Consider the following 23,333-nt stretch of genomic DNA (forward strand, 5'->3'; position numbering starts at 1 on the left):
GGGGGTTCCCGCGTTCTACCGGGTCTTTCCCGCGTTCTACCGGGCGTTCCCGCGTTCTATCCGGGCCTTTCCCGCGTTCCCCGTCTGTATCTTCGCGGTCGCACGGGGCGCCAGGGTCGTCGCGCTTCGATCCAGTTCGGCGCGCGCGTTTCGGGAGTTCCGTCACGCATGCGAACCTCCCACCCGCTCGTCTCGAGGGTGCGGTGGTGAAACCAGCACAGCAGGACGCCGTTGTCGGTGTGCGTCGGCCCGCCGCGGGCGTGGCCGATCGCGTGGTGGATCTCGCACCAGGCGGCGGGAACGTGACATCCGGGGATGACGCATCCGCCGTCCCGCGCGATGATGGCGCGTCGCTGGTGCGCGGTAAAGACGCGTTGAGGCCCGCCCAGTTCGATGATGCGGCCGCGATCGTCGTGGACCAGGCGCTGGATACCGCCGGAACACGCAATCTGGCGGGCGAAGGCCGCAGGGACCGGCTGGGCGACGGCGTCCGCGCCGGTGTCGTCGCTCAGGTGAGCGGCGTCGAGCAGGCCGTAGCCGTCGGCGCGATCGAGTTCGGACGCGCTGATCGTGACGAGCAGGGTGGGCGCCGCGCCGCCGATCGAGGGTGAGTCGGCCGAGCGGGCCGCGACGCCGAGGACCGCCGCGAGTGCGTCGTGCTGGCGCTGCGCTCGTGTGCGGTTGTCGCCGGGCGCGTGCTCGCGCAGTCCGCCCGTCCAGTCGCGGTCGGGATCGTCGAGTGCGCTCGTCTCACCGACGGCACTCTCTGCAAACGACGGCCCGGCACCGCTGTCCGCGACGCGCGGACTGTTCTGAGCGTCCATCAATCGCTGCAGTTGTGCCGCAACATCGGTCAGGAGTGCGCCCGAGATCGGCATGACGCCGTCGCGCTCTCGCCCCAGCGTCAACCCGCGGCGGCGCATGGCACGATCCGGGTCGGGAAGCACCCCGTCGGGATCGAGATAGAGCGCCCAGAGCTTCGCCTGCATCCGGATCTCGTCGGCCCCGGCGGGCGGGGCACCGTCGGGTGCCGTCCCCGTCGCGGCCGCGACCAACTCACCCTCGGCGGCCGCGATCGCCGCGATCCCGCATCTGTCTGTGAGGGGAGCGAGCGCGCCCGTTATGGCGACGAGCGCATCGATGCCCAGCTCACCGGCGCCGAACGCCGCCCGGGCAGCCGGAAAGTCAGACGGAAGAGGATCGCCCGAGAGGCTGAATCTGGGCGCAACGTGTTGGCCGAGTCGCAGGCGGGTGCGTGCCGTCGCGCCGGAAACCGAACACAGGCGCTCGACGAGCTCGGCGGGGTTGCGGCATCCGAGGCGCGTGCTCAGACCGTTCGCGCCCTGCTCGGCACTCGAGCGGCGCCCGAGCTCGGAAGCGATCAGCGTGCGCAGCGCATCGACCTGCCGGCCGAGCTGCTCTGCCGCCCGGGTCAGCTCGAGCACGTCGCTGTCGGATGAGAGTGAGAGCCCATCCAGCTCGCGTAGAACGAGCGTTTCCAGAAGAGCGGATGCCTCGGCCACGGCCGCCCGCACAGCCGCGCCCGAGGGGGCTGCGGTGGGGGCGGTCGCCGTCGTGAACATGCCTCCAGAATCCCATCGGCCACCGACATCGAAACGGACAGAAGGCCAGGTCGAGATCGTATTCTGTGGATAACTCCCGAGCGGGAGTCCTGTGGAGGAACGACCGCAACGCGGTTCGCTCCTGACCCGAAGCGGGCAAGAGTAAGGGCCGGTCAGAGAGGCTTCTGACCGGCCCTTGTCCCTTGCACCAAGAGTGTCCTGCAATCACATGACGGTCGCTGCCACAGCAAACAACTTCCGCTGCGTGAACTCTATAACGGCCAGGTAACGGCGGGCAAGGATTGTCGTTATGTTTTTGTGATGTTTTTGCTGTTCGGCCAGTCCGATGGGGCCGCGCGCCGTGCACGGGTTGTGCGTGCGCCCGTGCTGACGCCGCACGAAAAGGTTCGATCGGTCAGCTTCGCAAGGACGAAGTCGGGGTCGCGGTCGGTGCTCACGGGCGCGGCCGAGTAGTCGAAGGCGATGCCATGCCAGACCCGAAGCGATTCGCCGTCGTCCACCACGGCATAGGCGCCGTCCGCGAACGGGTGGTAGCCGTCGTCGCCGAGGGTCTTCTCGACGGCGGTGACGAAGATGCCGTCGGTCCGATACACGGTGCCCCAGCCGGCGAGCATGAAGGACTCTTCGACAACCACGTAGCCCGTTTCGCACCCGGCGTTGACCAGCGGCACGACCGTCGCGGACGAGGTGACGCACCAAACGAAACCCGCGAAACAGGCGACCGCGATCGTGAGGACGCGCGCCGGAACGAGCCAGAGTCCGCGCACGGGGATGAGGCACAGTCCGGCCGCAAGGGCCGGCGCACAAGTAAGGGCCGGTCAGAGAGGCTTCTGACCGGCCCTAGTCCCTTGCACCAAGAGTGTCCTGCAATCACATGTCGGTAGCTGCCACAGCAAAACAACTACCGTGCATGCACTCTATAACGACCAGGTAACGGCGGGCAAGGACTTCCGTTATCTTTTTGTGATTCTCTGTGATGGGACACCGTCGAGCGCAGAGCCAGGTGGCTCCCTCAGCCGCCGCTCGGCGTCCGAGCCAGCGCATCCGCTCCGCGCGCCGCCGCGTCAGCGTCACGCAGCTTCGGCTTGCGCGGCCACCAGAAGGCGTCCTTCGTGATGAAGGCCAGCGCGGGAACGACGACCGTCCGCACGAGCAGCGTGTCGATGAGCACGCCGATGCAGACGATGATGCCGATCTGCGTCAGCGTGATGAGCGGCAGCACCCCGAGCACCGCGAATACCGCGGCCAGCAGGATTCCGGCGCTCGTGATCACTGCACCGGTCGCGGCGAGAGCGCGGATCATGCCCTGCGTGATGCCGAGCTGCTCGGACTCCTCCTTCGCCCTCGTGACGAGGAAGATGCTGTAATCCACGCCGAGGGCCACCAGGAACAGGAAGCTGAACAGCAGCACGTTGGTGTCGATGGCGGGGAAGCCGAAGAGCGGCGTCTGGAACAGCCACCAACTCAGACCGATCGCGGAGAAGAAGCTCGCCACGACCGCGAGAAGCAGCAGCAGTGGCGCGACGATCGCTCGCAGCAGTACGACGAGAACGATCAAGACGAGCACCAGGATGAGCGGGATGATGAGCGCCTGATCGCGAGCCTGCGCGTTCGTGACGTCGAGTGCCTGCGCATCGAGCCCGCCGACGAGCCCCTCTCCGGTGCCGACGCCGTCGAGGGCCACGCGCATCCGCTCGATCGTCGCGAACGCCTCTTCGGTCTCGGCGCTGGCGTTGAGCGTGACGTTGATCTGGGCGAGCTCGTCCGTCGTCTCGCCGATCGTCGCGGTGTCGACCCCGTCGAGATCCGATAGCGTGCTCGCGGCCTCGTCGGCCTCGTCGAGGGGCACGATCACGACGGCGGGTGAGGTCGTACCGGCCGAGAACGCCTCGGCGAGAACTTCCTGACCCTGCACCGCCTCCGGCTTCTGCAGGAAGCGATCGTTCTGCGAGAGCCCGGTCTGGACGAAGAAGAGCCCACTCGCCATAACTCCCAGCACGATGAATCCGCTCGTCGCCACGACGATCGGGCGCTTCGAAACGCCGCGGCCGAGCTTGCCCCAGACGCTCCGTGCGATCGCGTCGGGCGACCCGAATCGCGGGATGTACGGCCAGAAGAGTCCGCGCCCGAACAGGACCAGCGCCGCGGGCAGCACGAACAGCGCGAAGATCATCGCCACGACGATGCCGACGGCGCACGCGAGTCCGAGCGCACGGTTGCCCGCGAGTTCGGCGAGCAGCAGGGTCAGCAGTGCCAGGGCCACTGTCGAGCCGCTCGCGATGATCGCGGGGCCGGCGCCGCGCAGCGCCCGCTGCATCGCGACGCGCCGACTCTCGTGCAGGCGCAGCTCGTCCCGGTATCTCGCGATGAGCAGGAGTGCGTAGTTCGTCCCCGCGCCGAAGACGAGTACAGACAGGATTCCGGTGACGGATGCGTCGAGTTGCACGCCGACCGCACTCGCCACCTGGCGTGCGACGATGCCGGCCAGCGCGTCCGCCAGCCCGATCACGACGAGGGGCACGAGCCACAGCCACGGGCTGCGGTAGGTGATGAGCAGCAGCACGGCCACGACGATCACGGTGGTCAGCAGCAGCGTGAAGTCCGCCCCCGCGAAGACCGCGGCGATGTCGACTTCGAACCCTTCGGCTCCGGTCAGGTAGACCCGCACACCGTCGAGACCGGCCGACGCGGCGTCGCGCAGCTCTTCCGCGCGCTCCCTCTGTGCGGCGACGTCGGACTCGGGCTCGAGCGGGACCACCACGAGGGCGACCGTTCCGTCCTCCGAGACTTGCGCGGGAGGGACGAATCCATCGCTGGAGATGTCCGCCAGCTCGCCGGTGGCATTCTCATTGATGCGGGCGAGGGTGTCGGCGTCCAGCTTCCCGTCTTCGGCCGCGAACACGAGCAGGGCCGAGGTGCCGTCGGCGCTCGGGAACTCGTCGCGCAGCTGATCGACCTGTACGGACTCGGCGCTGTCGGGCAGGCCTACCGACGGTGCCGTTTCGGACTCCTCGCCGCCGGCGATGGTGAAGAGCGCGGCGGCCGCGAGCGCGGCCAGCACGAGCATGATCCACGACGTCTTGGCAGATGTCAGGAAGCGCAGCAGGCCGCTCATGGTGTGTCTCCACGTCTGTAAAACTCATTTGAAGTTCAAACTATATGACTATCGAATGAATGTAGCGATATCGTGGACGTCATGCAACCGACGGCCAGGGACGAATCCGCCGCGGGTGCGGCCGGCTTCTCGCCGACCCGTCCGGCGACGGCGTTGCTGCGCGAGTTCATCGAGCTCAGCGAGGAGTTCGAGCGCTCGATCGCCACCGAGCTCGAGGTGAACCCCACCGATCTGCAGGCGATGGAGCATCTGTTGATGGGTGGCCCGCTCGGCCCGACCGAGCTCGCCCGGAGGGTGGGCATCTCGGCGGGGGCGGCGACCACGTCGATCGACCGGCTGGTGGCGCTCGGTCACGTCACGCGCGAACCGCACCCCACCGATCGGCGCGGCACCCTGGTCGTGCCCCAGCCCGCGTCACGCGACCGGGCCATGGGACGGCTCCTGCCGATGATCATGGGGATCGATGCCGAACTCGATTCGTTCACCGAGGCCGAGCAAGAGTCGATCACGCGGTATCTGGCTCAGGTGGTCGAACGCCTCCGGATGCACGCCTACCCGCGGGTCTCCGAGCCCGAGGGCTGAGGGGCGTCGGTCGGGTCAGGCTTCCCACAGTCGCTCGATGGGGACATCCCGGCCGAGGATCCGTGTCGCCGCGCGGTGGCCCGAGCACATCGCCGCGGTCACGGTGGCCGGGTCATCCGTCCACGTCGCTTCGCCGGCCAGGTGGAGCACCCCGCCGATGGGGGTCGCGAGATCGTCGTGATCTTCGGTCCTCGAGCCGAGCGTCATGTACGCGTACGAGCCGCGCGTGAACGGGTCGTCCTGCCAGTGGGTGATGTGCGCGTGCGTCGGCTGTTCGACACGGTCGCCGAAGAGCCGACGCAGCTGGGCGAGAACGGACTCGACGACGCGCCCCTCGTCCCACTCGCGGGTCTCGACACCCGCCGGCCCCGCCGCGAAGGTCAGCAGCGTGGGCTCGCCGTGCAGGGCGGTCAGGTCGTACCAGGAGTGCCACCAGCGGCCCTCCGGACCCTGCTGACGGATCGCGTACACGTCGTCGTCCCAGAACTTCGTCGGGAAACGCAGGAAGACCTTTTCGAAGGCGTTCATCGTCAGGCGGCCGAGGGCCCCGGCCACCGGTTGCGGGAGTGCCGGCTCGATTGCGAAGTCATCGGACTGCAGCACGCCCACTGGAACCGTCACCACCGCGTCGCGCGCGGCGAATGTCCCTCGGTCGGTCGTCACGACGACCCCGTCCGTGCCCCACTCGACGCGCGAGACGACGTGTTCGAGGCGCACATCGAGACCACGCGCCAACCCCGACGCGAGGACGTCGTACCCGTCGGGAAACACCACCTCGTCGCCGTCGATCGAGTCGTCGTCCAGTCCGTGCGCCGCGAGATCCCCGATCCACGCGCCGTACTGCTCTTCGGCGCGGTGCTCGAGGTATTCGCGCACGCGCTGGGTGCGCTCTTCGCCCCAGTTCTGCTGCTGGAGGGCAGCTTCGGTCACGTCGCGGTACGAGGCATCCGGGTCGGACGCGGCGATCACGTCGACGAGAGTCGCATCGACGGCATGGATGTCTGCGGCGTAACTCTGCGCGTCGGCATCCGAGAGCCGCTGCCCGTCCGGACCGTAGTAGGCGATCGGGCGGCTGTCGGGCTGATACCCGCCTACCGTGAACTCGACCATTCGCATGCCGAGGGATCCTGCGGTCGCCGCAACGGGGGAGTCGGTGATGCCGTGGATCCAGGACGCGCCGAGATCGGTCACCCGGCCGTGGCCGCGATCCGTGTGCAGGCGCCCCCCGACGCGGTCGCGAGCTTCGAGGATCGCGACGCGGCGGCCCGCGTCCCCGAGCAGACGCGCTGCGGTCAGCCCGGCGACCCCGGCGCCGACGACGATCGTGTCGAAACGGTCCATTCGCGATCACCCTTCGTCCTGCACCTCATCGTTCTGAAACGCACGGTGCGATCCCGACGCTAGCGCTCGGTGTCATCGAGCGCGAGAGCTCTGCGGGCAACGCATTGCAGAGATACCCCAGGGGGTATGCTATTGTGAGGTGGAACGACGAGAGGGGTCAGTCATGTGCAGTCCCGTGCGGTGCGATGTGTGCGGCAAGACGACGTGGGCCGGGTGCGGTCAGCATGTCGAAGAGGCGCTCCGCGGTGTGCCCGAGAACCAGCTGTGCCAGGGGCACGATGTCGTCGCGTAGTCGCTCGCGCTCTCTGCGCCTCGGCCTCGCGGCTGTCGCCGTCGCCGGGCTGCTCGCAGGGTGTGCCGCGACGCCCAGCACCGCCTCGACGATCGAACGGGGTACAGACACCGTCGTCATCGACGTGCGCACCGCGAGCGAGTACGCGTCGGGGCACCTCGAGGGTGCCGTCAACATCGATTTCCAGTCGCCCGAGTTCGCTTCCCGGATCTCGGACTTGGACGAAGAACTCGACTACATCGTCTATTGCCAGTCGGGTAACCGGTCGGCGCAGGCAGTGGCAGAGATGACGGACGAGGGTCTGTCTGTCCGGGATGCCGGCGGCGTCGACCAAGCGGCGCAGGCCACCGACCTGGAGATCGTCCGATGAGAATCGTCATCGTCGGCGGGGTCGCGGGGGGAATGAGCGCGGCCGCCCGTGCGCGGCGCCTCGACGAATCCGCCGAGATCATCGTGCTGGAGCGCGGCCCGCACGTGTCGTTCGCCAACTGCGGTCTGCCCTACTTCGTGGGCGGCGAGATCGAAGACCCCCAGAAGCTGCTCGTACAGACCCCCGAGTCGCTCCGCGCGGCCCTGGCCCTGGACGTGCGTCCCGAGCACGATGTCATCGCCGTTGACTCATCCGCGAAGAACGTGACCGTGCAGACGGCCAACGGCGTCGAGGTCATCGACTACGACGCGCTCGTACTCTCTCCCGGTGCGACCGCGGTCGTCCCCGCGATCGCCGGGATCGCATCGCCCCGCGTGCGGACACTCCGCACCATCGACGACGCCCTCGCCCTGCGCGACAGGGTCACGTCCGGCGCGCGCCGCGCGGTGGTCCTCGGCGCCGGGTTCATCGGTGTCGAGGCCGCAGAGGCGCTGGCCGCGGACGGTCTCGAGGTGTCGATCGTCCAGACCGCGCCGCACCCGCTGAGTCCGTTCGAGCCCGAGCTGGCCTGGCTCGTGACGCAGGAGCTCCGGGCGCTCGGCATCGATGTGCACGTCGGCATGGCCGCGACCGCGATCGAGCGGGACGCAGACCACGACACGGTCGTGCTGACGGATGGTTCGCGCCTGCGCGCCGACATGATCGTGCTGTCGGTCGGGGTGCGCCCCGACACGGCTCTCTTCGAGCGCGCGGGCATCGCCTGCGAGGGTGGCGCGATCCGTGTCGACGATCATGGACGCACGAGCGTGCCCGGAATCTGGGCCGTCGGTGACGCCACTCTGAACGTCGATCCGATCACCGGCGCGCGCCACCCGGTCGCCCTGGCCGGGCCGGCCAATCGCGCCGGGCGGCTCGTGGCCGACGACATCCTGCGCCCGGCGACGGCTCGAGCGATCCCGCCCGCGCTCGGCACGGCGATCGTCCGAGTGGGGTCGCTGACCGCCGCCCTGACGGGCGCGAATCGCGCGGCCCTGCGGGCGAGCGGCACGACCCACCGCACGATTCATCTGCACGCGAACCAGCACGCCGGGTACTTCCCGGGCGCGAGTCAGATCCACCTGGTCGTGCACATCGACCCCGAGACGGGGCGGCTGCTCGGCGCGCAGGCGGTCGGCGCCGAGGGGGTCGACAAGCGGATCGACGTGCTTGCGACCGCGATCCGTGCGGGCATGTCCGTCGACGAACTCATCGACCTCGATCTGGCCTATTCCCCGCCGTATGGTCAGGCGAAGGATGCCGTCAACCTCACCGGGATGGTGGGCGAGAACGTTCTGAACGGAACCCTGTCGCTCTGGTACGCCGAGGACCTCGACGATGTGATGGCGACGTCTCTGGTGCTCGACGTGCGCCGTGACGACGAGTGGGCGACGGGCCATGTGCCCGGCGCGCTGCACATTCCCCACACCGAGTTGCGGGAGCGCATCGGCGAGGTGCGCGAGCGAGCGAATGGGCGTCCGGTACGCGTCATGTGCGCATCGGGCGTGCGTTCGGCGATCGCCCACCGCGTCGTGAGCCAGGCGGGCATGGATTCCGCGTCGCTCTCGGGAGGCATCCTGACGCTGCGGGCGTCGCTCGGCGCACGCGCGCAAGACGCCCTCGTGGTCGATGAGATCGTCCGCTGACCCTGATCTTTCGTCGATCCTGAATTCGGAGACAAGCCATGTGCTACGCAGTGACCTGTAAGAAGTGCGGCAAGGCGACCTGGGCGGGCTGCGGTCAGCACGTCGATCAGGTGATGCGCTCGGTCCCGCGGTCGCAGCGGTGCGAGGGTCACGCGAAAGAGCCGTCCACCGGCCTGTTCGCACGACTCTTCGGGCGCTGAGCCCGTCTCAGGCGAGGGTGAGGAAGAGCTTCTCGAGGTCGTCCGGCGTCATCGACTCGTCCTGCGGGTCGGCGATGCACGTGCGCATGGCCGACGCGACGATCGCGTAACCCGCACGGTCGAGGGCCTTCGACACCGCGGCGAGCTGGATGACGATGTCTCGGCAGTCGGTGCCGGATTCGACCGCGTTCACGACGGCGTTGAGCTGGCCCTGCGCTCGGCGCAGGCGGTTGACGATCTTGCGTTGCTGCGCGATCAGCTCTGCTTCGCGGTCGTCCGTCGGATCGGATGTCGCGGGTACGTTCACGATGGGCCTCCTGCCGGGGCACGCCGACTGAGTGGAGTGCCTCACGCCATTCTCTCACGAAAAGTGGATACCCCGCTGGGTATTTCTCACAGGGATCGCGACTACAGTTGCCCCTTGTGAATCCGAGCAGCCTCCCGAGTCCCGACCCGGTCTTCGCCCAGTTCGCCCTCGGGCCGCTGACGATCCATACGTACGCGCTGTGCATCATCGCGGGCATCATCGCCGCGGTGCTCATCACGCAGCGACGGCTCGGCAATCGCGGGGCAGGGCCGGGAACGGTTCTCGACGTCATCATCTGGGCCGTGCCACTCGGTATCGTCGGCGCCCGTTTCTATCACGTGTTCACCCACGTCGGGGACTACTTCTACCCGGGTGCGAACGTGTGGGCGATCTTCGCGATCTGGGACGGCGGCAACGCGCTCTACGGGTCGCTGCTGGGCGGAGCGGTGGGGGCGTGGATCGGATGCCGCATCGCGGGCATCCGCCTGTGGTCGTTCGCCGACGCCCTCGCCCCGGCGATGCTGGTCGCCCAGGCGATCGGTCGACTCGGCAACTACTTCAACCACGAACTCTTCGGGCTGCCGACGACCCTGCCGTGGGGTCTCGAGATCGAGTCGACGAACCCGAAGTTCCCCGAGGGGCTCGCCGAGGGAACGCTGTTCCACCCGCTGTTCCTCTACGAGATGATCTGGAACCTCGTCGGCGTTGCCATCATTCTGCTCCTCGAGCGTCGCATCGCGTTGCGCTGGGGCAAGGCGTTCGCCGTGTACCTCATCTGGTATGGCCTGGGCCGCAGCTGGCTGGAGGCGATCCGCATCGACCCGACGAGCGACGGCCTGTTCGGCATCCCCGCCAACGTGTGGGCGTCGTTCGTGGCGATCGCGCTCGGTATCGCGCTGTTCGTGATCCAGACGATCCGTCATCCCGAGCCCGAGACGAGCATCTTCCGCGATGGCGTCGGCCCCGTCAAGGGTGGGGCCGCAGTCGAAGAACCCGCCGCGGAGACGAGCTCCGACAAGGTCTGAGCCGGGTCTTCGCGAGAGCGGATGCTTGACGCACCCGCAGTACTCAGTGATACTATCTACCAGTACCTAGTGACACTGAGTAATGAGGCGATTCCGGATGGGCAAACAAGCGACCGAGATGCTCAAGGGCGTGCTCGAGGGAATCGTCCTTGCGATCCTCGCCACGCAGGCCGCGTACGGCTACGAGATCACGGCACGGCTGCGTGACGAAGGATTCACCGACATCGCCGAGGGCACCGTCTACGCCCTGCTGATCCGCATCGAGCAGCGTGGTCTCGTCGACGTCGAGAAGGTGCCGTCAGAGAAGGGCCCGCCGCGCAAGGTCTATCGACTCAACGCTCAGGGCCGCGAACAGCTCGCAGAGTTCTGGGGGACGTGGAGCTTCCTCGTGGACCGAATCGCACAGCTCCAGAGCGAACAGACGAAGGGAAACGACTGAGATGGCCGCCAAGTGGATCGAGACCCTGACCGGGTCGCTCGAGCAGAAGAAGCAGTACCGTCGCGACAAGGCGCGCATCGATGGGCTGCCCGAGCCCTACGGGGACGTGGCGAAAGCCATGCACCGCTATTTCATGTACTACGGGGGCATCACCGACGGCGACACCCTTGTCACGATGATCGGCGACCTGGCCGATCTGTGGGAGCGTGCCGCCGCAGACGGGACGCCGATCCGCGACATCGTCGGCGACGACCCCGTCGACTTCGCCGAGACCTTCGCCCTGGCCTACACCGGCACCCGATGGGTGGACAAGGAGCGTGCACGTCTCGCGAAGGCCGTCGAAGACGCCGAGCGGCGGCAGCGGTCATGACCGCCGCGATCCAGGCTCGCGGGATCGAGAAGTCCTTCGCGGATGTCTCGGTGCTGCGCGGCGTCGACCTCGACGTCGAGGCGGGCAGCATATTCGCGCTGCTCGGATCGAACGGGGCAGGCAAGACGACGCTCGTGCGGATCCTGTCGACACTGCTGAGGGCGGATGCCGGCACGGCCCGCGTCGCCGGGTTCGACGTGGCGACCGCGCCGGCCGACGTGCGCGAATCGATCAGCCTGACCGGGCAGTTCGCCGCGGTCGATGAGGTGCTGACGGGCCGCGAGAACCTCGTGCTCGTCGCCAGGCTTCGGCACCTGCCCGACCCCGGGGCGATCGCCGACCGGCTGCTCGCTCAGTTCTCGCTCACCGATGCGGGCGGGCGTCGCGCGGGCACCTATTCGGGCGGCATGCGCCGCAGGCTCGATATCGCAATGAGCCTGATCGGCGACCCGCCGGTCATCTTCCTCGACGAGCCGACGACGGGCCTCGACCCGCAGGCTCGTATCGAGGTGTGGCGAGCCATCACCGACCTCGCGCGCGGTGGCACGACCGTGCTGCTGACCACCCAGTACCTCGACGAGGCCGAGCATCTCGCCGACCGCATCGCGATCCTGCACCGCGGCACGATCATCCAGAGCGGGACGCTGGCCGAGCTCAAGCAACTCCTGCCACCCGCGCAGGTCGAATACATCGAGAAGCAGCCGTCGCTCGAGGACGTCTTCCTCGCCCTCGTCGGGGCGCCCGAAGAATCCGAACGATCCGACGCATCCGAAGCATCCGAAGGAGATCCGTCATGACCACCCACGTCGTCACCGCTCGCGTCATCACGGACACGAGCATCCTGACGGGACGGTCGCTGCGTCACATTCTGCGCAGCCCCGACACCATCATCACGACGGCGGTGACCCCCATCGCCCTCATGCTGCTGTTCGTGTTCGTGCTCGGCGGGGCGATCGACACCGGATCCGGCGAGTCCTATGTCAACTACATGCTGCCCGGCATCCTGCTCATCACGATCGCGTCCGGGGTCGCCTACACCGCCTACCGGCTGTTCCTCGACATGCAGGGCGGTATCTTCGAACGCTTCCAATCGATGCCGATCGCGCGATCGAGCGTGCTGTGGGCGCACGTCCTGACATCCCTCGTCGCGAATCTCGTGTCGCTCGCGCTCGTCGTCGGCGTCGCGCTGCTCCTCGGATTCCGGACGGGGGCATCGATCGGAGCGTGGCTGGCGGTGGCGGGCATCCTGATCCTGTTCACCCTGGCGCTGACGTGGATCGCCGTGATCGCGGGGCTCTCGGCCAAGACCGTCGACGGGGCGAGTGCCTTCAGCTATCCCCTGATCTTCCTGCCCTTCATCAGTTCGGCGTTCGTGCCCACCGGCTCGATGCCGGGTCCGGTCGCCTGGTTCGCCGAGAACCAACCGGTCACGTCGATCGTCGACACCATCCGTGCCCTGTTCGCCGGCCAGCCCGTCGGCGGCGATATCTGGATCGCGCTGGCCTGGCTCGCGGGCATCCTCGTCGTCGCGTACGGCTTCGCGATCGTGATCTACCGGCGCAAGCTCCGCTGAACACGGATGGCTCGCCCGGGCACATGCTCGGTGCAGAATGGGTTGGGATGGACGACCAGCTGCTGCACGAGCTCAAGACGCTCCGCGCGCGGGCCTATGGCCCCGATCCGGACATCCACGACGATCCGTCGGCGCTGACGCGGCTGCAGGACCTCGAGCAGCTCGCACGGGGGTCGGCGCCCGGGCAGCTCCCGCCGAGGCCGCCGAAGCCGCCGAAACCACCGGTGCCGCCGCTGCCCGCGATGTCGGCTCGGGTGCTCGAACCCGCGGTCGATGCCGAATCGGTAGCTCCGATCGGATCCGGGCCCGAGGGCGACCGAGAGCTCCCGCACGATCATCCTGTACGGCGCAGGGCGTGGACGAAGAAGCGCGTCGTGATCGCCTGGGGCGCCTCGCTCGCGATCGCCGTCCTGGTCACCGCGACCGTCACGGGGCTCGTGTCGCGGCGCATCCAGGCGGACCCGCGCGAGATCGCGGTGCTCGGCGTCGATACCTTCGCCGAGTGGCCGGGGATCTTCGCCAACTACACCGAGAACGGCACGCGTGAACCGGCGGACGTGCCCGAGGGAGGAGCGGCGTTTCAGACGTTTCACGGCCTGTCGTTCTTCAAGATGCGGAACGGAATGTTCGCCTACGCGCCCGACCAGGCCTGCCTCATGGTCGTCGATTCGAGCAAGATCGACAGCGAGTCCAACTCGTTCGAAGGGGCGATCTTCTCCGGGTGCGCTGCGGGAATGTTCCCCGCGACCGTCGAGATCATCGTGACCTCCGGTCCACAACAACTGCCCGACGAACTGCTCGAGGCCTTTCCCGAGGGAACGGCGCTGCAGTTCGTGCTGGACGGTGACGAGGTCGTGGTGCTCAGCGACCAGGACTGACGATCGAGCGGCTCACGCCTTCGGCGGCGGGTGATGCGGGATCGGCCGCGGAGGCTGCGCCCGCTTCGAGTTGACGATGGGTCCGGTCACGGGTGTCGACCCCGAGGACGTGTCAGCCGCATCGAGTCGGATCCTTCGCCCGCTGACCGTCACCGGGCGAAGGCGGATCACGTAGGGCTTGCCGCCCCGATTCGTCGAGGCGAGTCGCAGGACACCGGATGCCTCGATCTCGGCGTCCGTGGCAGCATCCACATCGGTCTCCAGGCGCGCAGCGGGGCCGCGGGCGACGACGCTCCAGCGATAGCCGTCCTTCTCCCCATCGAACTCGATGGCCGCCTCGGGGTGATCGGCGATGATGCTCAGCTTCGATCCTGCCGCCGAACGGGCGTAGAGCGCGCCATCGTGTGCCAGGACGTTGAGGGGAAACACATCGGGCGTACCGTCGGCACCCGTGACAGCCAGGCGGCCGACCTCGGCCCCATCGACCAACTGCCAGCACTCCTCGACGCTCAGATGTTCAAAGGCGTGGGCTCCCGACACTCCGGGTCGTCCGTTGGATCGCGTCATGACACACGTCCCTCCTTCGGCTCTCCTTCGATTCAACTCCGTTAGAGCCCGCGTCGCTAGGGGTCAAGACCCCGGACGGGTCGGACGTACGTGACTAGGGTGTCGGGCATGGCCGAGGATTCGCGTGTTCCCGTCTCTCTATCGCTCGACGCGTGGCTCGATCGTCTGTCGCAACGGGGCGGCGAGCCCGGCGGGGGTGCGGCCTCGGGCGTGATGCTCGCGATCGGGGCGGCGCTGCTGCACATGGTTGCGGCGTATACCCCGGACGATGAGCGCGCACAGCGGTGCGGGCGGCGTGCGGTCGAGCTTCGCGGCGACGCGCTGCGGGCGGCGGAGGACGACGGTGTGCGTTCGGCGGCTCTCGGCGCGGCGCTCGCCGCCGACTCCTCGCCCGAGCGGGACGGACGGATCGTCGACGCCGGCACCGCGGGCGGCGAATCATCCGCGACGCTCGTGGCGATCGGTGAGGCCCTCGCCGCCGAGCTGCGCGTCCTCGCCGATCGCGGCAATCCGAACCTCATCGCGGACGTCGCGGTCGCTGCCGAGGCGATCGGTGCGGGCCTCGGCGGCGCGCTCACGAACCTGCGCGCTTGCCTCGCCCTGACCCGGCGGCATCTGCCCACGGGTCAGGCGGAGCTGCCGAGTCGCTTCGACGAGGTGGTGCGGAAGGCTGCCGCCGCGCGGGAAGACGTCGCGCTCCTCGCGCGGGCCGTCGAAGAGCGCTAGGTCAGCGCCGTCTGATCAGCGCTGCGCCGCGGCGAGGTTGGCACGAAGCTCGTCGGCGTCCTGGCGCACGCCATACGCCGGGGTGTCGCGCTCGACGCGCCAACTCTCCGCGAGCGAACCGATGTCGACGGTGTCGTAGCCGAAGGCGTCGTACAGGTCGGTCACGAACCGTGCCGCCTCGGGCGAGTCGCTCGCCGTCGCGAGAGCGCGACGCCGTGACGTTCCGGCCGGCTCGCCGTCGGTGAGGATCTGCGCCGCCACGATGTGGTTGAACGCCTTGGCGACCTTCGCGTCGGGAAGGTGGCGCTGCAGCAGCTGCGACGTCGTGACCCGCTTCTCGTCGAGCTCGACGATGTGTCCGTCGCGCTCCCAGTAGTAGTTGTTCGTGTCGAGCACGAACTTTCCCGCGAGGGGGCCCACGGGAACCGTGTCGATCGCCCGGAGCGGGACCGTCACGATGACCCATTCACCGGATTCCGCCGCCTGTTCCGGTGTTCCCGCGGTCGCGCGCGGCCCGAGCGTGTCGACGAGCTCGGTGAGTGTCTCCGGCCCTCGGGAGTTGCTGATGACGATTTCGTATCCGCGGTCGACCAGCCCCTGTGCGAGCGCTGATCCGATGCGGCCTGCCCCGATGATTCCTACGCGTGTCATGTCGAGGTCAACACCGCGCCTCCGTCCGCGCATTCCCGGGAGCGGAGAACCTGCGGGGACGCTCCCCTCAGAGGGCGTCGGCCTTCGCCTCGAGCACGGCTCGCTCGCGCTCATTGGCGGCCAAGCCTGCGGCAACCAGCAGCTCCGAGCGTGCCTCGCGGGTGCGCCCCAGCCGGGCGAGCAGTTCGCCCCGAACGCTCGGCAGCAGATGAGATCCCCTCAGGACGCCCTCCGAGGCCAGACCGTCGACGATGCGGAGCGCGCTCGCCGGGCCCGTGGCCATCGACACGGCGACCGCGCGGTTGAGTTCGACGACGGCGCTCGGCGCGATCCGGCCGAGCGCCTCATAGAGGATGACGATGCGCTCCCAATCTGTCTCGGCCACGCTCGGCGCGACGGCATGGCATTCGGCGATGGCCGCCTGCAGGGCATACGCGCCTCGTCCCCGAGCGCGGTCGCGGCCCCAGGCATCCGCTCGCGACAAAGCCGCGCGCCCACGGGCGATCTGTGCATGGTCCCATTTCGCGCGGTCCTGATCGGCGAGAAGCACCGGTGATCCATCGGCCGCCGTGCGCGCGCCGAAACGGGATGCCTGCAGCTCCATCAGGGCGAGCAGCGCCTGCACGTCGGGCTCGCGCGGCATGAGTGTCGCGAGCACCCGCCCGAGCCGGATCGCCTCATTGGCGAGCTCGACGCGGACCCACCGATCGCCCGAGGTCGCCGCATACCCCTCCGTGAAGACGAGATACACCACGCTCAGCACGCCGGTGAGGCGCTCCGGCCAGGCCGACGGATCCGGTACCTCGAACGGCACGGCCGCCGCGGCAAGGGTCTTCTTGGCGCGGGTGATGCGTGCCTGCACGGTCGCGACGGGCACCAGCAGCATCCGTGCGATCTCTTCGGTCGTCAGCCCACCGACGACGCGGAGCGTCAGTGCGACCTGCGACTCCCGCGAGAGCACCGGGTGGCACGCGATGAAGACCAGGCGCAGGACGTCGTCCTCGATCGGCTCCCACGTCTCGCCATGATCCGATCTCTCGGTTTCAACGGACAGGTCATGGGCGATCGCGGCATACCGCTCGTCGAGCCGCTCGCGTCGCCGCCACCCGTCGATCGCGCGGCGCTTCGCGACGGATGTCAACCACGCTCCCGGGTTGCGGGGCACCCCGTTCTCCGGCCAATCCTCGAGCGCCTCGACGACCGCCTGCTGCGCGACATCCTCGGCGAGCCCCACGTCTCCGGTCACCCTGACGAGGGTCGCGACGATGCGGGCTCCCTCGATGCGCCAGACGGCGTCGACGCGCCGTCGGATCAATTCGTGCCGAGTTCCTGACGCCACTGTTCTTCCTTCTGCACGTACTCGTTGTCGGCGTAGTCCGCGAAGTCCGTCTCGTCGGTCACCCGCCGCACTTCGAGCTTGCTGCCAGGACCGAGGGGGCAGCGCTTCGCCCACTCGGCGGCTTCTTCTTTCGAGGATGCCTCGATGATCCAGAATCCGTTGAACAGCTCGTGCGTCTCGCCGTAGGGGCCATCCGTCACGATCGGGACCTCGCTCGCGAAGTCGACGACGAAGCCCTCCTTCGCGTCCGCGAGGCCCTCGCCCGCGAGCAGGACGCCCGCCTTCATCATCGACTCGTTGTACGCGCCCATCGCGTTGATCACGGCTTCGAAATCCATGGTCGCGTAGTCCTCGACCGCGGCCTCGTTCGATCGCATGATCAGCATGTACTTCGTCATCTTTTGCTCCTCGTCGTTGCTCGGCCGATCCGCGGCCGCCGGTGGGGGCTCCTGCGTCCTCCTACTATCGCGTCGAACCGCGACGAGCGAAATCGACATCGTGAGCGAAGTTCCCGGTACGGCCCGCTCGCGGTCGCGCGGTGCCTACCCTGGGCGGTATGGAATACCTCATCGTGCTGGCGGTCACGGTCCTGCTCCTCGCGATCTTCCTCGTTTGGGCGTGGGTGCACTGGCGACGCACGCGCGCGATGCGTCGTGATGACCTGCGGCGGGTCGGTGATGAGACAGAGGTGACCCCGGCCGAGGCGTCGCGGCGGGCCGAGGGCGAGGCGGCCTGGACGCGCATCAGCGGCGGACTCTGACTGTCAAGGGGTCGCTCGCCGATCCCCACCTGCGTCAGGATGTCCGCATGCTCACGATTCCCGAAGTCACTCTCAACGACGGTCACCGCTTCGCAGAGCTCGGTCTCGGCACCTATGGTCTGCGCGCCGAAGAAGGGGTCGTCGCGGTCGCCTCGGCCATAGATTCGGGCTATCGGCTTCTCGACACGGCGCTGAACTACGAAAACGAGGCCGAGGTGGGCGAGGGGATTCGCCGCAGCAGCGTCGACCGCGACGAGCTCATCGTCACGACGAAGCTGCCGGGGCGCCACCACGGGTACCGCGAGACGATCGCGAGCGCGCGGGCCTCCCTCACGGAGCTCGGGCTCGACCGGATCGATCTCTATCTGATCCACTGGCCGAACCCGCGCGTCGACAAGTACGTCGACACGTGGAAGGCGATGATCCACCTCCGTGACGAGGGTCTGCTCGGCTCGATCGGCGTCTCGAACTTCACGATCGGGATGCTGGATCGCCTCGTCGACGAGACGGGCGTTGTGCCGGCTGTCAACCAGGTCGAATTGCACCCCTACTTTCCGCAGGAGCAACTGCGCGCCTATCACGCGGCCCACGGCATCCGTACCGAGAGCTGGAGCCCGCTGGCCAGGCGCAGCGAGCTCCTGGACGAACCCATCGTCCAGGAACTCGCCGAGGTGCACCGCGTCACGCCCTCGCAGCTCGTGTTGCGCTGGCACGTCGAGTTGGCCAGCACACCGATCCCGAAGTCCGCCGATCCCGAGCGCCAGCGCGAGAACGCCGACGTCTTCGGGTTCTCGCTCGGCGCCGAGGAGGTCGCCGCCATCTCGGCCCTCGAGCGCGGTCGGCTGTGGGACGGCGACCCCGAATCGCACGAAGAGTTCTAGCGGCGGACGGGTCCGAGCGCGGACAGCCACTCCGCGAAAGTCTGGCGTCCGAGCACGGCGTCGGGCGTGGCGAGCAGCGAGCCGTCGCGTTGCGCGCGACCCAGTGCCCCCGGCAACGAGATAGCGGGGATCCATCCGCGATGCCCCGTCGCGACCGCATAGGCGCGGATCATCTCGACCAGAGACTCTTCACGGGGCCCGGCGAGGTCGGGCACGCGACCCGCGGGGCCGGCCTCAACGCTGTCGATCAGCCTCTCGGCGACCTCGCGTGCAGCGACCGGCTGCGTGCGCATGCGCGGTGCCAGATGCACGGGTCCCAGCTTCGCCCGGACGTACAGTTGCGCCGCGAAGTCATGGAATTGCGTCGCGCGCTGGATGGTCCATGGCACGGCGCCGGTTTCGACGAGCGCCTCTTGCGCCACCTTGCCCGCGTAGTACCCATCGGGGGCCCGATCGACTCCCACGATCGAGAGCACCAGGTGGTGACCAACACCGGCGCGCTGCTCTGCGTCGAGAAGCATCCGTGTCGCCCGTTCGAAGAAGGCCACGGATGCATCGCGCGACGTCGTGGACAGGTTGGTGGTATCCACCACGGATTGCACGTCGGCCAGGGCGCGATCCAGGCCCCCGCCCGTCAGCACGTCGACCCCCTTCGCACGGGACAGTATCCGCACATCGTGTCCGCGCTCGCGCGCCACGTCCACGACGTGCCGCCCGACCGCCCCCGTACCGCCAGCCACCGCAATATTCATGTTCATACTGAGATGACGATTTCACTTGCCAGAATGTGAGGCGGTGGGTCGGTCAGGCCGCCGCGGTACGAGCGTGGGAGGTGCGGTTGAGCGAGACGCACGTGCCGGTGGCGGGCTCGGAGATCGCCGGTGAGCGCCACCATCTGATGAAGATCGCGTATCGCCTGCTGGGCACGGTGGCCGATGCCGAGGACGCGGTGCAAGAAGCGTTCGCGCGCTGGTACCGGCTCGCGGAAGCCGATCGCGTTGCGATCGATGTGCCGCGAGCGTGGCTGACACGGGTCACGAGCCGGATCTGCCTCGATCACCTGGGTTCGGCGCGGGCGCGTCGGGACACGTATGTGGGGGAGTGGCTGCCCGAACCTGTGCCCGCCGAATCGTATCTCGCGGCGAGTGATCCGCTGGCGCGGGCGGCGCTCGCCGAGGACGTCGGACTTGCCCTGCTGGTCGTACTCGAGACCCTCACACCGGCCGAACGGGTCGCCTTCGTGCTCCACGATGTCTTCGCGCTGCCATTCGGCGAGATCGCGGAGATCGTCGGGCGCACCCCGGCCGCGTGCAGGCAGCTTGCGACCGCCGCACGGCGCCGACTTCGCGCGGACCGAGCCTCGCGCGCTCCTCGTACGCGGCACGACGAACTCGCTCGCGTGTTCGCCGAGGCGTGCTCGGGTGGAGACCTCCACGCACTGATCGCCGTGCTCGACCCTGCGGTGGTGCTGCGATCGGACGGCGGGGGGCGCGTCTCCGCGGCGCGGCGCCCCGTTTTCGGTGCGGATGCCGTCGCGAGATTCGTACTCGGGGTGCTCCGCAAGAACCCCGAGGTCCAGGTCGAGCCGCGCCTCATGTCGGATGGCGTGGTGTTCGTCTGGCAGCGCGCGGGCCGCGCGGCCGGGGTGCTCGCGCTCCGCGCTTCGAGTGAGTGCATCACGGATGTCTGGATCGTGATGAACCCCGACAAGCTCAGGGCGTGGGACTCTGCGACGCGTTGAGCGCGATCATCCAGTCGATGCCGAACCTGTCGGTGACCATTCCGAACCGGCCGCCCCACGGCGGCGTCTCGAACGGCATTCCGATCGTGCCGCCATCGGCCAGCGCATCCCAGTATCCCTGGAGCTCGTCTTCGTCGTCACCGCTGACCGAGATCGAGAACCCCGCCGCCGGGACGTACGGCATCGAGCTCGGAGTGTCAGCGGCCATCAGCACGAAGCCCGCGGGCGACTCCAGCTGTCCATGCATGATCAGATCGTTCTCGCTCGGGTCCTGTCCCATGTCGAACGAGGCGAACGTGTCGAGTTCCAACTCGCCGCCGAACACGGATCGATAGAACTCCAGCGCGGGCCGCGCCTGATCTCGGAACGCGAGGTAAGGGTTGAGACGGGACATATCGGCTCCTCTCCGGATGCGAACGCCGCGCCGCGCGGCACGCCCAGTGTGATCCGGGCTTCCGACATCCGCAAGGGCACCGTCCGCAAGGCGTCATCCGTCAGACCGTCCCGGGCGTTCAGCCGACCATCAGCAGCTCCCGGGGGATACCGGACAGGCTCCGCAGGCCATCCGCCGTCATCGCAACGGTGTCGATCGCCGCGGCTTCGTCGTGCGCGAGCGTATCGCGCAGGATCGACTCGAAGTTCGAGACGTACCCCTCGCGCAACGTGATCCGCTGGGGACCGTCGTTGGCGAGGTAGGTGTGACCCACCCAGCTCGGCGGGAACGAGATCCCGAGCGCGTAGCCGCCCGTCCACCAGATGTCCTCGTCGGCGACGCGCTCGCGCAGCGTCCGCTCGGCCGCGGCCATGGCGATCGCGGGATCCGCGTCGAGTTCGGCGGTCGCGCAGAGCGTTTCGAGACTGGCGGCCGCGCCGGCGAGGAGGTCCGAGACACGCTGGTTGGGGCGCCCCAGGGAGAAGACGCGGCTGAGGTTGACGTGGTACCTGTCGACCACGGCGCTCGCGTCGATCGACACGATGTCGCCCGGCTCGAGTCGGCGTGTCGAGGGGAACCCATGCACATCGCGCCACGCGGTCGGGCCGGACGAGACGAGCGGATGCTGCGCCGGAACCTCCCCGCCCTGTTCCGACATCAGGTTCGTGACGAGCGCGGCCACCTCGAGCTCCGACATCCCCGGGCGCAGCCGCTCGTGCAGCGCACGAAACGTCGTGTCTGCGATGCGTGCCGCGGCGTGGACGCGTTCGAGCTCGGCCGGGGACTTGTAGACACGCAGACCGTCGACGATCCAGTCGCCCGCAACGACGGAGCAGCCGCGCGCGGTGAGCTCGGCGGCCACCCCGTTCATCACACCCGCTACGGGCGTGGGCGACGACCACTCGAGCGCAACGCGGACTCCCGGGGTGCGGCGCGCGATCTGTTCAGCGACAGTGACGTGGCCCGTGCCGTATTCGACGAACTCTGCCTCGTCGTAGAGCGCGTCGTAGAGGAGGAACTCGGCGTGGCGTGACCAGTCGAAGAAGACCGTGTCGCCGAATACCGTGTCGCCACCTGCCCACACGGCGAGTCCGACGGGAAGGCGCGGCGGGTACCAGGACGCCTCGTAGTCCGAGAGCCAGTAGAGGTTCGCCGGGGAAGTGACGAGCAGCACGTCGATGTCGGCCGCGCGCAGCGCGGTGCGGAGATCCGCGAGGCGCCGAGCGTATTCGTCCAGCGGGAAGGTGGGGTTCTCGGGGACGTTGCGCACGGACATTCCTCCTGAAAGATTGGATCCCAATGGCTTAACTGTGGATACTATCCTCACGAGGTTCGTCATCGTTCGCCTCATGCTCCTTTCGCACCACAGCACGACCTGCCCCCTGCTGCTCCCGGAAAGGCTTCACATGCGCGTTATCCGTTCTCTCACCGCCGGTTCGGCGGTTCTCGTTCTCGCCGCCCTCGTCACGTCATGCGCATCCACCGCATCCGACGGTTCCCCCGCCGAAGCGGGCGGATCGCTCGTCTGGGCCGACTACGGCGGCTCCACGAATGCGGCGTTCACCGACGTCTTCTTCGACGACTTCACCGCCGAGACCGGGATCGAGGTCATCTCGACCACGATCGCCGGGGCCGTCCAGTACGAGATGTTCGACGGGGGCGAAGGCGACTACGACCTGCAGATGACCGGGCTCGCCGAGATCGAGCTCTACCAGGACAACCTGCTCGAGTTGCCGGGCAGCGTGCCGCGCGGTGACCTCCTCCCGGACGGGGTGGAGGACTACGCCGTCGGCACGATGCAGATCGGCTACGCGCAGGGCTACCTCGACGAGACGTTCCCCGATGGCGGCCCCCAGAACTGGGCGGACTTCTGGGACGTGGAGGCTTTCCCGGGGATGCGCGCCGTTCCCGGGGAATACCACGATTTCATGTTCGAGGCCGCCCTGATCGCCGACGGGGTCGCCCCCGAAGACCTGTACCCCCTGGACTTCGATCGCGCGATCGCCAAGCTCGACGAGATCAAGCCCTACCTGACGTACTACACCGAGTACCCGCAGGTGCAGCAGCTGCTCTCGTCGGGCAGCGCCGCGATAGCCTTCGGCCCGAACGGGCTCTTCGCCGGCCTCTCGAACGAGGGACTCGATGTCACGGTCGTCTGGGACGGAGCCTTCGTCGAGGCCAACATGTTCGTGATCGCCTCGGCCGCCCCCAACTCCGAGAACGCGTTCGCGCTCGCCGAGTTCCTGGCAGACCCGGAACGTCAGGCGGCGTTCTCGGAGCGGACGAACTACGGACCCAGCATGTCCGAAGCGTTCGACTACATGGACGACGAGCTCATCGAACGCCTGCCGAATGCGCCGAGCCACACCGCGATCATCCCGGCGAACCCGAGCGGCCGCGCCGATGCCTACGAAGAGTCGGTAGACCGCTACACCGCCTGGCTCGCCGGGTAGGCGTCACGCTCCCGGGGCGACAGGA

At 68.3% G+C, this 23,333-nt stretch carries 27 protein-coding genes; 15 read left to right on the top strand and 12 right to left on the bottom strand.

Going from position 1 to position 23,333, the window contains the following annotated elements:
* Positions 1-56: 56 nt before the first annotated feature.
* The 3 genes from C2868_RS15230 to C2868_RS15240 form a co-directional block, all read right to left on the bottom strand.
* A complete protein-coding gene (locus tag C2868_RS15230; protein WP_100809762.1) occupies positions 57-1,583 on the bottom strand; it encodes an HNH endonuclease signature motif containing protein in 1,527 nt (508 codons plus the stop codon).
* A gap of 287 nt (positions 1,584-1,870) precedes the next feature.
* Positions 1,871-2,254: a hypothetical protein gene (locus C2868_RS15235; protein ID WP_146048090.1), complete on the bottom strand. Its 384-nt coding sequence runs from the start codon at positions 2,252-2,254 to the stop codon at positions 1,871-1,873.
* Between the two features lie 341 nt (positions 2,255-2,595).
* A complete protein-coding gene (locus C2868_RS15240) occupies positions 2,596-4,698 on the bottom strand; it encodes an MMPL family transporter (RefSeq protein ID WP_100809764.1) in 2,103 nt (700 codons plus the stop codon).
* A gap of 81 nt (positions 4,699-4,779) precedes the next feature.
* On the opposite strand from C2868_RS15240, the gene C2868_RS15245 reads away from it, so the two are divergent.
* Positions 4,780-5,280 carry a MarR family winged helix-turn-helix transcriptional regulator gene (locus tag C2868_RS15245; protein WP_146048091.1) on the top strand — a complete coding sequence of 167 codons (501 nt, stop codon included), beginning with the start codon at positions 4,780-4,782 and terminating at the stop codon, positions 5,278-5,280.
* A gap of 15 nt (positions 5,281-5,295) precedes the next feature.
* On the opposite strand, the gene C2868_RS15250 is transcribed toward C2868_RS15245, so the two are convergent.
* Positions 5,296-6,621 (bottom strand): NAD(P)/FAD-dependent oxidoreductase, encoded by a 1,326-nt coding sequence (locus C2868_RS15250; protein ID WP_100809766.1) that lies wholly within the window; start codon positions 6,619-6,621, stop codon positions 5,296-5,298.
* Positions 6,622-6,784: 163 nt separating this feature from the next.
* Between C2868_RS15250 and C2868_RS17765 the strand changes: the two genes are divergently transcribed.
* The 3 genes from C2868_RS17765 to C2868_RS15260 are packed head-to-tail and all read left to right on the top strand — an operon-like array spanning position 6,785 to position 8,965.
* A complete protein-coding gene (locus C2868_RS17765) occupies positions 6,785-6,913 on the top strand; it encodes a hypothetical protein (RefSeq protein WP_258034463.1) in 129 nt (42 codons plus the stop codon).
* Entirely contained in the window at positions 6,900-7,283 is a 384-nt protein-coding gene (locus C2868_RS15255; protein ID WP_219811485.1) for a rhodanese-like domain-containing protein, read from the top strand. Before C2868_RS17765 ends, C2868_RS15255 begins: the two co-directional genes overlap by 14 nt.
* Positions 7,280-8,965, top strand: a complete 1,686-nt coding sequence (locus C2868_RS15260; RefSeq protein ID WP_100809768.1) for an FAD-dependent oxidoreductase — start codon at positions 7,280-7,282, stop codon at positions 8,963-8,965. Before C2868_RS15255 ends, C2868_RS15260 begins: the two co-directional genes overlap by 4 nt.
* A gap of 207 nt (positions 8,966-9,172) precedes the next feature.
* Here C2868_RS15260 and C2868_RS15270 read toward each other — a convergent pair whose 3' ends face one another.
* The gene (locus tag C2868_RS15270; RefSeq protein WP_232711090.1) at positions 9,173-9,472 is read right to left on the bottom strand and encodes a metal-sensitive transcriptional regulator; all 300 of its coding nucleotides are present in this window, start codon (positions 9,470-9,472) and stop codon (positions 9,173-9,175) included.
* Positions 9,473-9,588: 116 nt separating this feature from the next.
* On the opposite strand from C2868_RS15270, the gene lgt reads away from it, so the two are divergent.
* From lgt to C2868_RS15300, 6 genes are all read left to right on the top strand, one after another.
* The gene (lgt, locus tag C2868_RS15275) at positions 9,589-10,497 is read left to right on the top strand and encodes a prolipoprotein diacylglyceryl transferase (protein WP_232711091.1); all 909 of its coding nucleotides are present in this window, start codon (positions 9,589-9,591) and stop codon (positions 10,495-10,497) included.
* 97 nt (positions 10,498-10,594) lie between these two features.
* A complete protein-coding gene (locus tag C2868_RS15280; protein WP_100809771.1) occupies positions 10,595-10,936 on the top strand; it encodes a PadR family transcriptional regulator in 342 nt (113 codons plus the stop codon).
* Position 10,937: 1 nt separating this feature from the next.
* Positions 10,938-11,306: a DUF1048 domain-containing protein gene (locus C2868_RS15285; RefSeq protein WP_100809772.1), complete on the top strand. Its 369-nt coding sequence runs from the start codon at positions 10,938-10,940 to the stop codon at positions 11,304-11,306.
* Entirely contained in the window at positions 11,303-12,103 is an 801-nt protein-coding gene (locus C2868_RS15290) for an ABC transporter ATP-binding protein (RefSeq protein WP_100809773.1), read from the top strand. Before C2868_RS15285 ends, C2868_RS15290 begins: the two co-directional genes overlap by 4 nt.
* Positions 12,100-12,879 carry an ABC transporter permease gene (locus C2868_RS15295; protein WP_100809774.1) on the top strand — a complete coding sequence of 260 codons (780 nt, stop codon included), beginning with the start codon at positions 12,100-12,102 and terminating at the stop codon, positions 12,877-12,879. The genes C2868_RS15290 and C2868_RS15295 overlap by 4 nt, the downstream gene beginning before the upstream one ends.
* A 47-nt stretch (positions 12,880-12,926) precedes the next feature.
* Positions 12,927-13,757 (top strand): hypothetical protein, encoded by an 831-nt coding sequence (locus tag C2868_RS15300; RefSeq protein ID WP_146048092.1) that lies wholly within the window; start codon positions 12,927-12,929, stop codon positions 13,755-13,757.
* Positions 13,758-13,769: 12 nt separating this feature from the next.
* Here the strand turns inward: C2868_RS15300 and C2868_RS15305 are convergent, their stop codons facing one another.
* A complete protein-coding gene (locus tag C2868_RS15305) occupies positions 13,770-14,324 on the bottom strand; it encodes a pyridoxamine 5'-phosphate oxidase family protein (protein WP_100809778.1) in 555 nt (184 codons plus the stop codon).
* Positions 14,325-14,432: 108 nt separating this feature from the next.
* Here C2868_RS15305 and C2868_RS15310 point away from each other — a divergent pair, with 108 nt between their 5' ends.
* A complete protein-coding gene (locus C2868_RS15310) occupies positions 14,433-15,050 on the top strand; it encodes a cyclodeaminase/cyclohydrolase family protein (protein WP_100809779.1) in 618 nt (205 codons plus the stop codon).
* 15 nt (positions 15,051-15,065) lie between these two features.
* Here the strand turns inward: C2868_RS15310 and C2868_RS15315 are convergent, their stop codons facing one another.
* From C2868_RS15315 to C2868_RS15325, 3 genes are all read right to left on the bottom strand, one after another.
* Positions 15,066-15,701, bottom strand: a complete 636-nt coding sequence (locus tag C2868_RS15315) for an NADPH-dependent F420 reductase (protein WP_100809780.1) — start codon at positions 15,699-15,701, stop codon at positions 15,066-15,068.
* A 67-nt stretch (positions 15,702-15,768) separates the two neighbouring features.
* Positions 15,769-17,040, bottom strand: a complete 1,272-nt coding sequence (locus C2868_RS15320) for an RNA polymerase sigma factor (RefSeq protein ID WP_181003483.1) — start codon at positions 17,038-17,040, stop codon at positions 15,769-15,771.
* A complete protein-coding gene (locus C2868_RS15325; protein WP_100809782.1) occupies positions 17,013-17,438 on the bottom strand; it encodes a YciI family protein in 426 nt (141 codons plus the stop codon). Before C2868_RS15325 ends, C2868_RS15320 begins: the two co-directional genes overlap by 28 nt.
* 158 nt (positions 17,439-17,596) lie before the next feature.
* Here C2868_RS15325 and C2868_RS15330 point away from each other — a divergent pair, with 158 nt between their 5' ends.
* The gene (locus C2868_RS15330; RefSeq protein WP_100809783.1) at positions 17,597-17,800 is read left to right on the top strand and encodes a hypothetical protein; all 204 of its coding nucleotides are present in this window, start codon (positions 17,597-17,599) and stop codon (positions 17,798-17,800) included.
* A gap of 47 nt (positions 17,801-17,847) precedes the next feature.
* Entirely contained in the window at positions 17,848-18,681 is an 834-nt protein-coding gene (locus tag C2868_RS15335; RefSeq protein WP_100809784.1) for an aldo/keto reductase, read from the top strand.
* Here the strand turns inward: C2868_RS15335 and C2868_RS15340 are convergent.
* The gene (locus C2868_RS15340; protein ID WP_308455403.1) at positions 18,678-19,439 is read right to left on the bottom strand and encodes an SDR family oxidoreductase; all 762 of its coding nucleotides are present in this window, start codon (positions 19,437-19,439) and stop codon (positions 18,678-18,680) included. The genes C2868_RS15335 and C2868_RS15340 overlap by 4 nt on opposite strands.
* An 80-nt stretch (positions 19,440-19,519) precedes the next feature.
* Here C2868_RS15340 and sigJ point away from each other — a divergent pair, with 80 nt between their 5' ends.
* A complete protein-coding gene (gene sigJ / locus C2868_RS15345) occupies positions 19,520-20,422 on the top strand; it encodes an RNA polymerase sigma factor SigJ (protein ID WP_232711092.1) in 903 nt (300 codons plus the stop codon).
* Here sigJ and C2868_RS15350 read toward each other — a convergent pair.
* Both C2868_RS15350 and C2868_RS15355 read right to left on the bottom strand, forming a co-directional pair.
* Positions 20,394-20,816: a VOC family protein gene (locus tag C2868_RS15350; RefSeq protein ID WP_100809785.1), complete on the bottom strand. Its 423-nt coding sequence runs from the start codon at positions 20,814-20,816 to the stop codon at positions 20,394-20,396. The two genes, sigJ and C2868_RS15350, sit on opposite strands and share 29 nt — an antisense overlap.
* 118 nt (positions 20,817-20,934) lie before the next feature.
* On the bottom strand, positions 20,935-22,125 hold the full coding sequence (locus C2868_RS15355; protein ID WP_181003484.1) for a Xaa-Pro peptidase family protein: 1,191 nt from the start codon (positions 22,123-22,125) through the stop codon (positions 20,935-20,937).
* 136 nt (positions 22,126-22,261) lie between these two features.
* Between C2868_RS15355 and C2868_RS15360 the strand changes: the two genes are divergently transcribed.
* Positions 22,262-23,308, top strand: a complete 1,047-nt coding sequence (locus C2868_RS15360) for an extracellular solute-binding protein (RefSeq protein ID WP_100809787.1) — start codon at positions 22,262-22,264, stop codon at positions 23,306-23,308.
* Positions 23,309-23,333: the final 25 nt, after the last annotated feature.

The sequence above is a fragment of the Microbacterium sp. CJ77 genome (assembly GCF_002911615.1).
GTDB lineage: Bacteria > Actinomycetota > Actinomycetes > Actinomycetales > Microbacteriaceae > Microbacterium.

Coding starts and splice junctions, on each gene's coding strand:
- C2868_RS15230 (WP_100809762.1), bottom strand. CDS start 1,583: ATGTTCACGACGGCGACCGCCCCCACCGCAGCCCCCTCGGGCGCGGCT.
- C2868_RS15240 (WP_100809764.1), bottom strand. CDS start 4,698: ATGAGCGGCCTGCTGCGCTTCCTGACATCTGCCAAGACGTCGTGGATC.
- C2868_RS15245 (WP_146048091.1), top strand. CDS start 4,780: ATGCAACCGACGGCCAGGGACGAATCCGCCGCGGGTGCGGCCGGCTTC.
- C2868_RS15250 (WP_100809766.1), bottom strand. CDS start 6,621: ATGGACCGTTTCGACACGATCGTCGTCGGCGCCGGGGTCGCCGGGCTG.
- C2868_RS17765 (WP_258034463.1), top strand. CDS start 6,785: ATGTGCAGTCCCGTGCGGTGCGATGTGTGCGGCAAGACGACGTGGGCC.
- C2868_RS15255 (WP_219811485.1), top strand. CDS start 6,900: ATGTCGTCGCGTAGTCGCTCGCGCTCTCTGCGCCTCGGCCTCGCGGCT.
- C2868_RS15260 (WP_100809768.1), top strand. CDS start 7,280: ATGAGAATCGTCATCGTCGGCGGGGTCGCGGGGGGAATGAGCGCGGCC.
- C2868_RS15280 (WP_100809771.1), top strand. CDS start 10,595: ATGGGCAAACAAGCGACCGAGATGCTCAAGGGCGTGCTCGAGGGAATC.
- C2868_RS15285 (WP_100809772.1), top strand. CDS start 10,938: ATGGCCGCCAAGTGGATCGAGACCCTGACCGGGTCGCTCGAGCAGAAG.
- C2868_RS15290 (WP_100809773.1), top strand. CDS start 11,303: ATGACCGCCGCGATCCAGGCTCGCGGGATCGAGAAGTCCTTCGCGGAT.
- C2868_RS15295 (WP_100809774.1), top strand. CDS start 12,100: ATGACCACCCACGTCGTCACCGCTCGCGTCATCACGGACACGAGCATC.
- C2868_RS15300 (WP_146048092.1), top strand. CDS start 12,927: ATGGACGACCAGCTGCTGCACGAGCTCAAGACGCTCCGCGCGCGGGCC.
- C2868_RS15305 (WP_100809778.1), bottom strand. CDS start 14,324: ATGACGCGATCCAACGGACGACCCGGAGTGTCGGGAGCCCACGCCTTT.
- C2868_RS15310 (WP_100809779.1), top strand. CDS start 14,433: ATGGCCGAGGATTCGCGTGTTCCCGTCTCTCTATCGCTCGACGCGTGG.
- C2868_RS15315 (WP_100809780.1), bottom strand. CDS start 15,701: ATGACACGCGTAGGAATCATCGGGGCAGGCCGCATCGGATCAGCGCTC.
- C2868_RS15325 (WP_100809782.1), bottom strand. CDS start 17,438: ATGACGAAGTACATGCTGATCATGCGATCGAACGAGGCCGCGGTCGAG.
- C2868_RS15330 (WP_100809783.1), top strand. CDS start 17,597: ATGGAATACCTCATCGTGCTGGCGGTCACGGTCCTGCTCCTCGCGATC.
- C2868_RS15335 (WP_100809784.1), top strand. CDS start 17,848: ATGCTCACGATTCCCGAAGTCACTCTCAACGACGGTCACCGCTTCGCA.
- C2868_RS15340 (WP_308455403.1), bottom strand. CDS start 19,439: ATGAACATGAATATTGCGGTGGCTGGCGGTACGGGGGCGGTCGGGCGG.
- C2868_RS15350 (WP_100809785.1), bottom strand. CDS start 20,816: ATGTCCCGTCTCAACCCTTACCTCGCGTTCCGAGATCAGGCGCGGCCC.
- C2868_RS15360 (WP_100809787.1), top strand. CDS start 22,262: ATGCGCGTTATCCGTTCTCTCACCGCCGGTTCGGCGGTTCTCGTTCTC.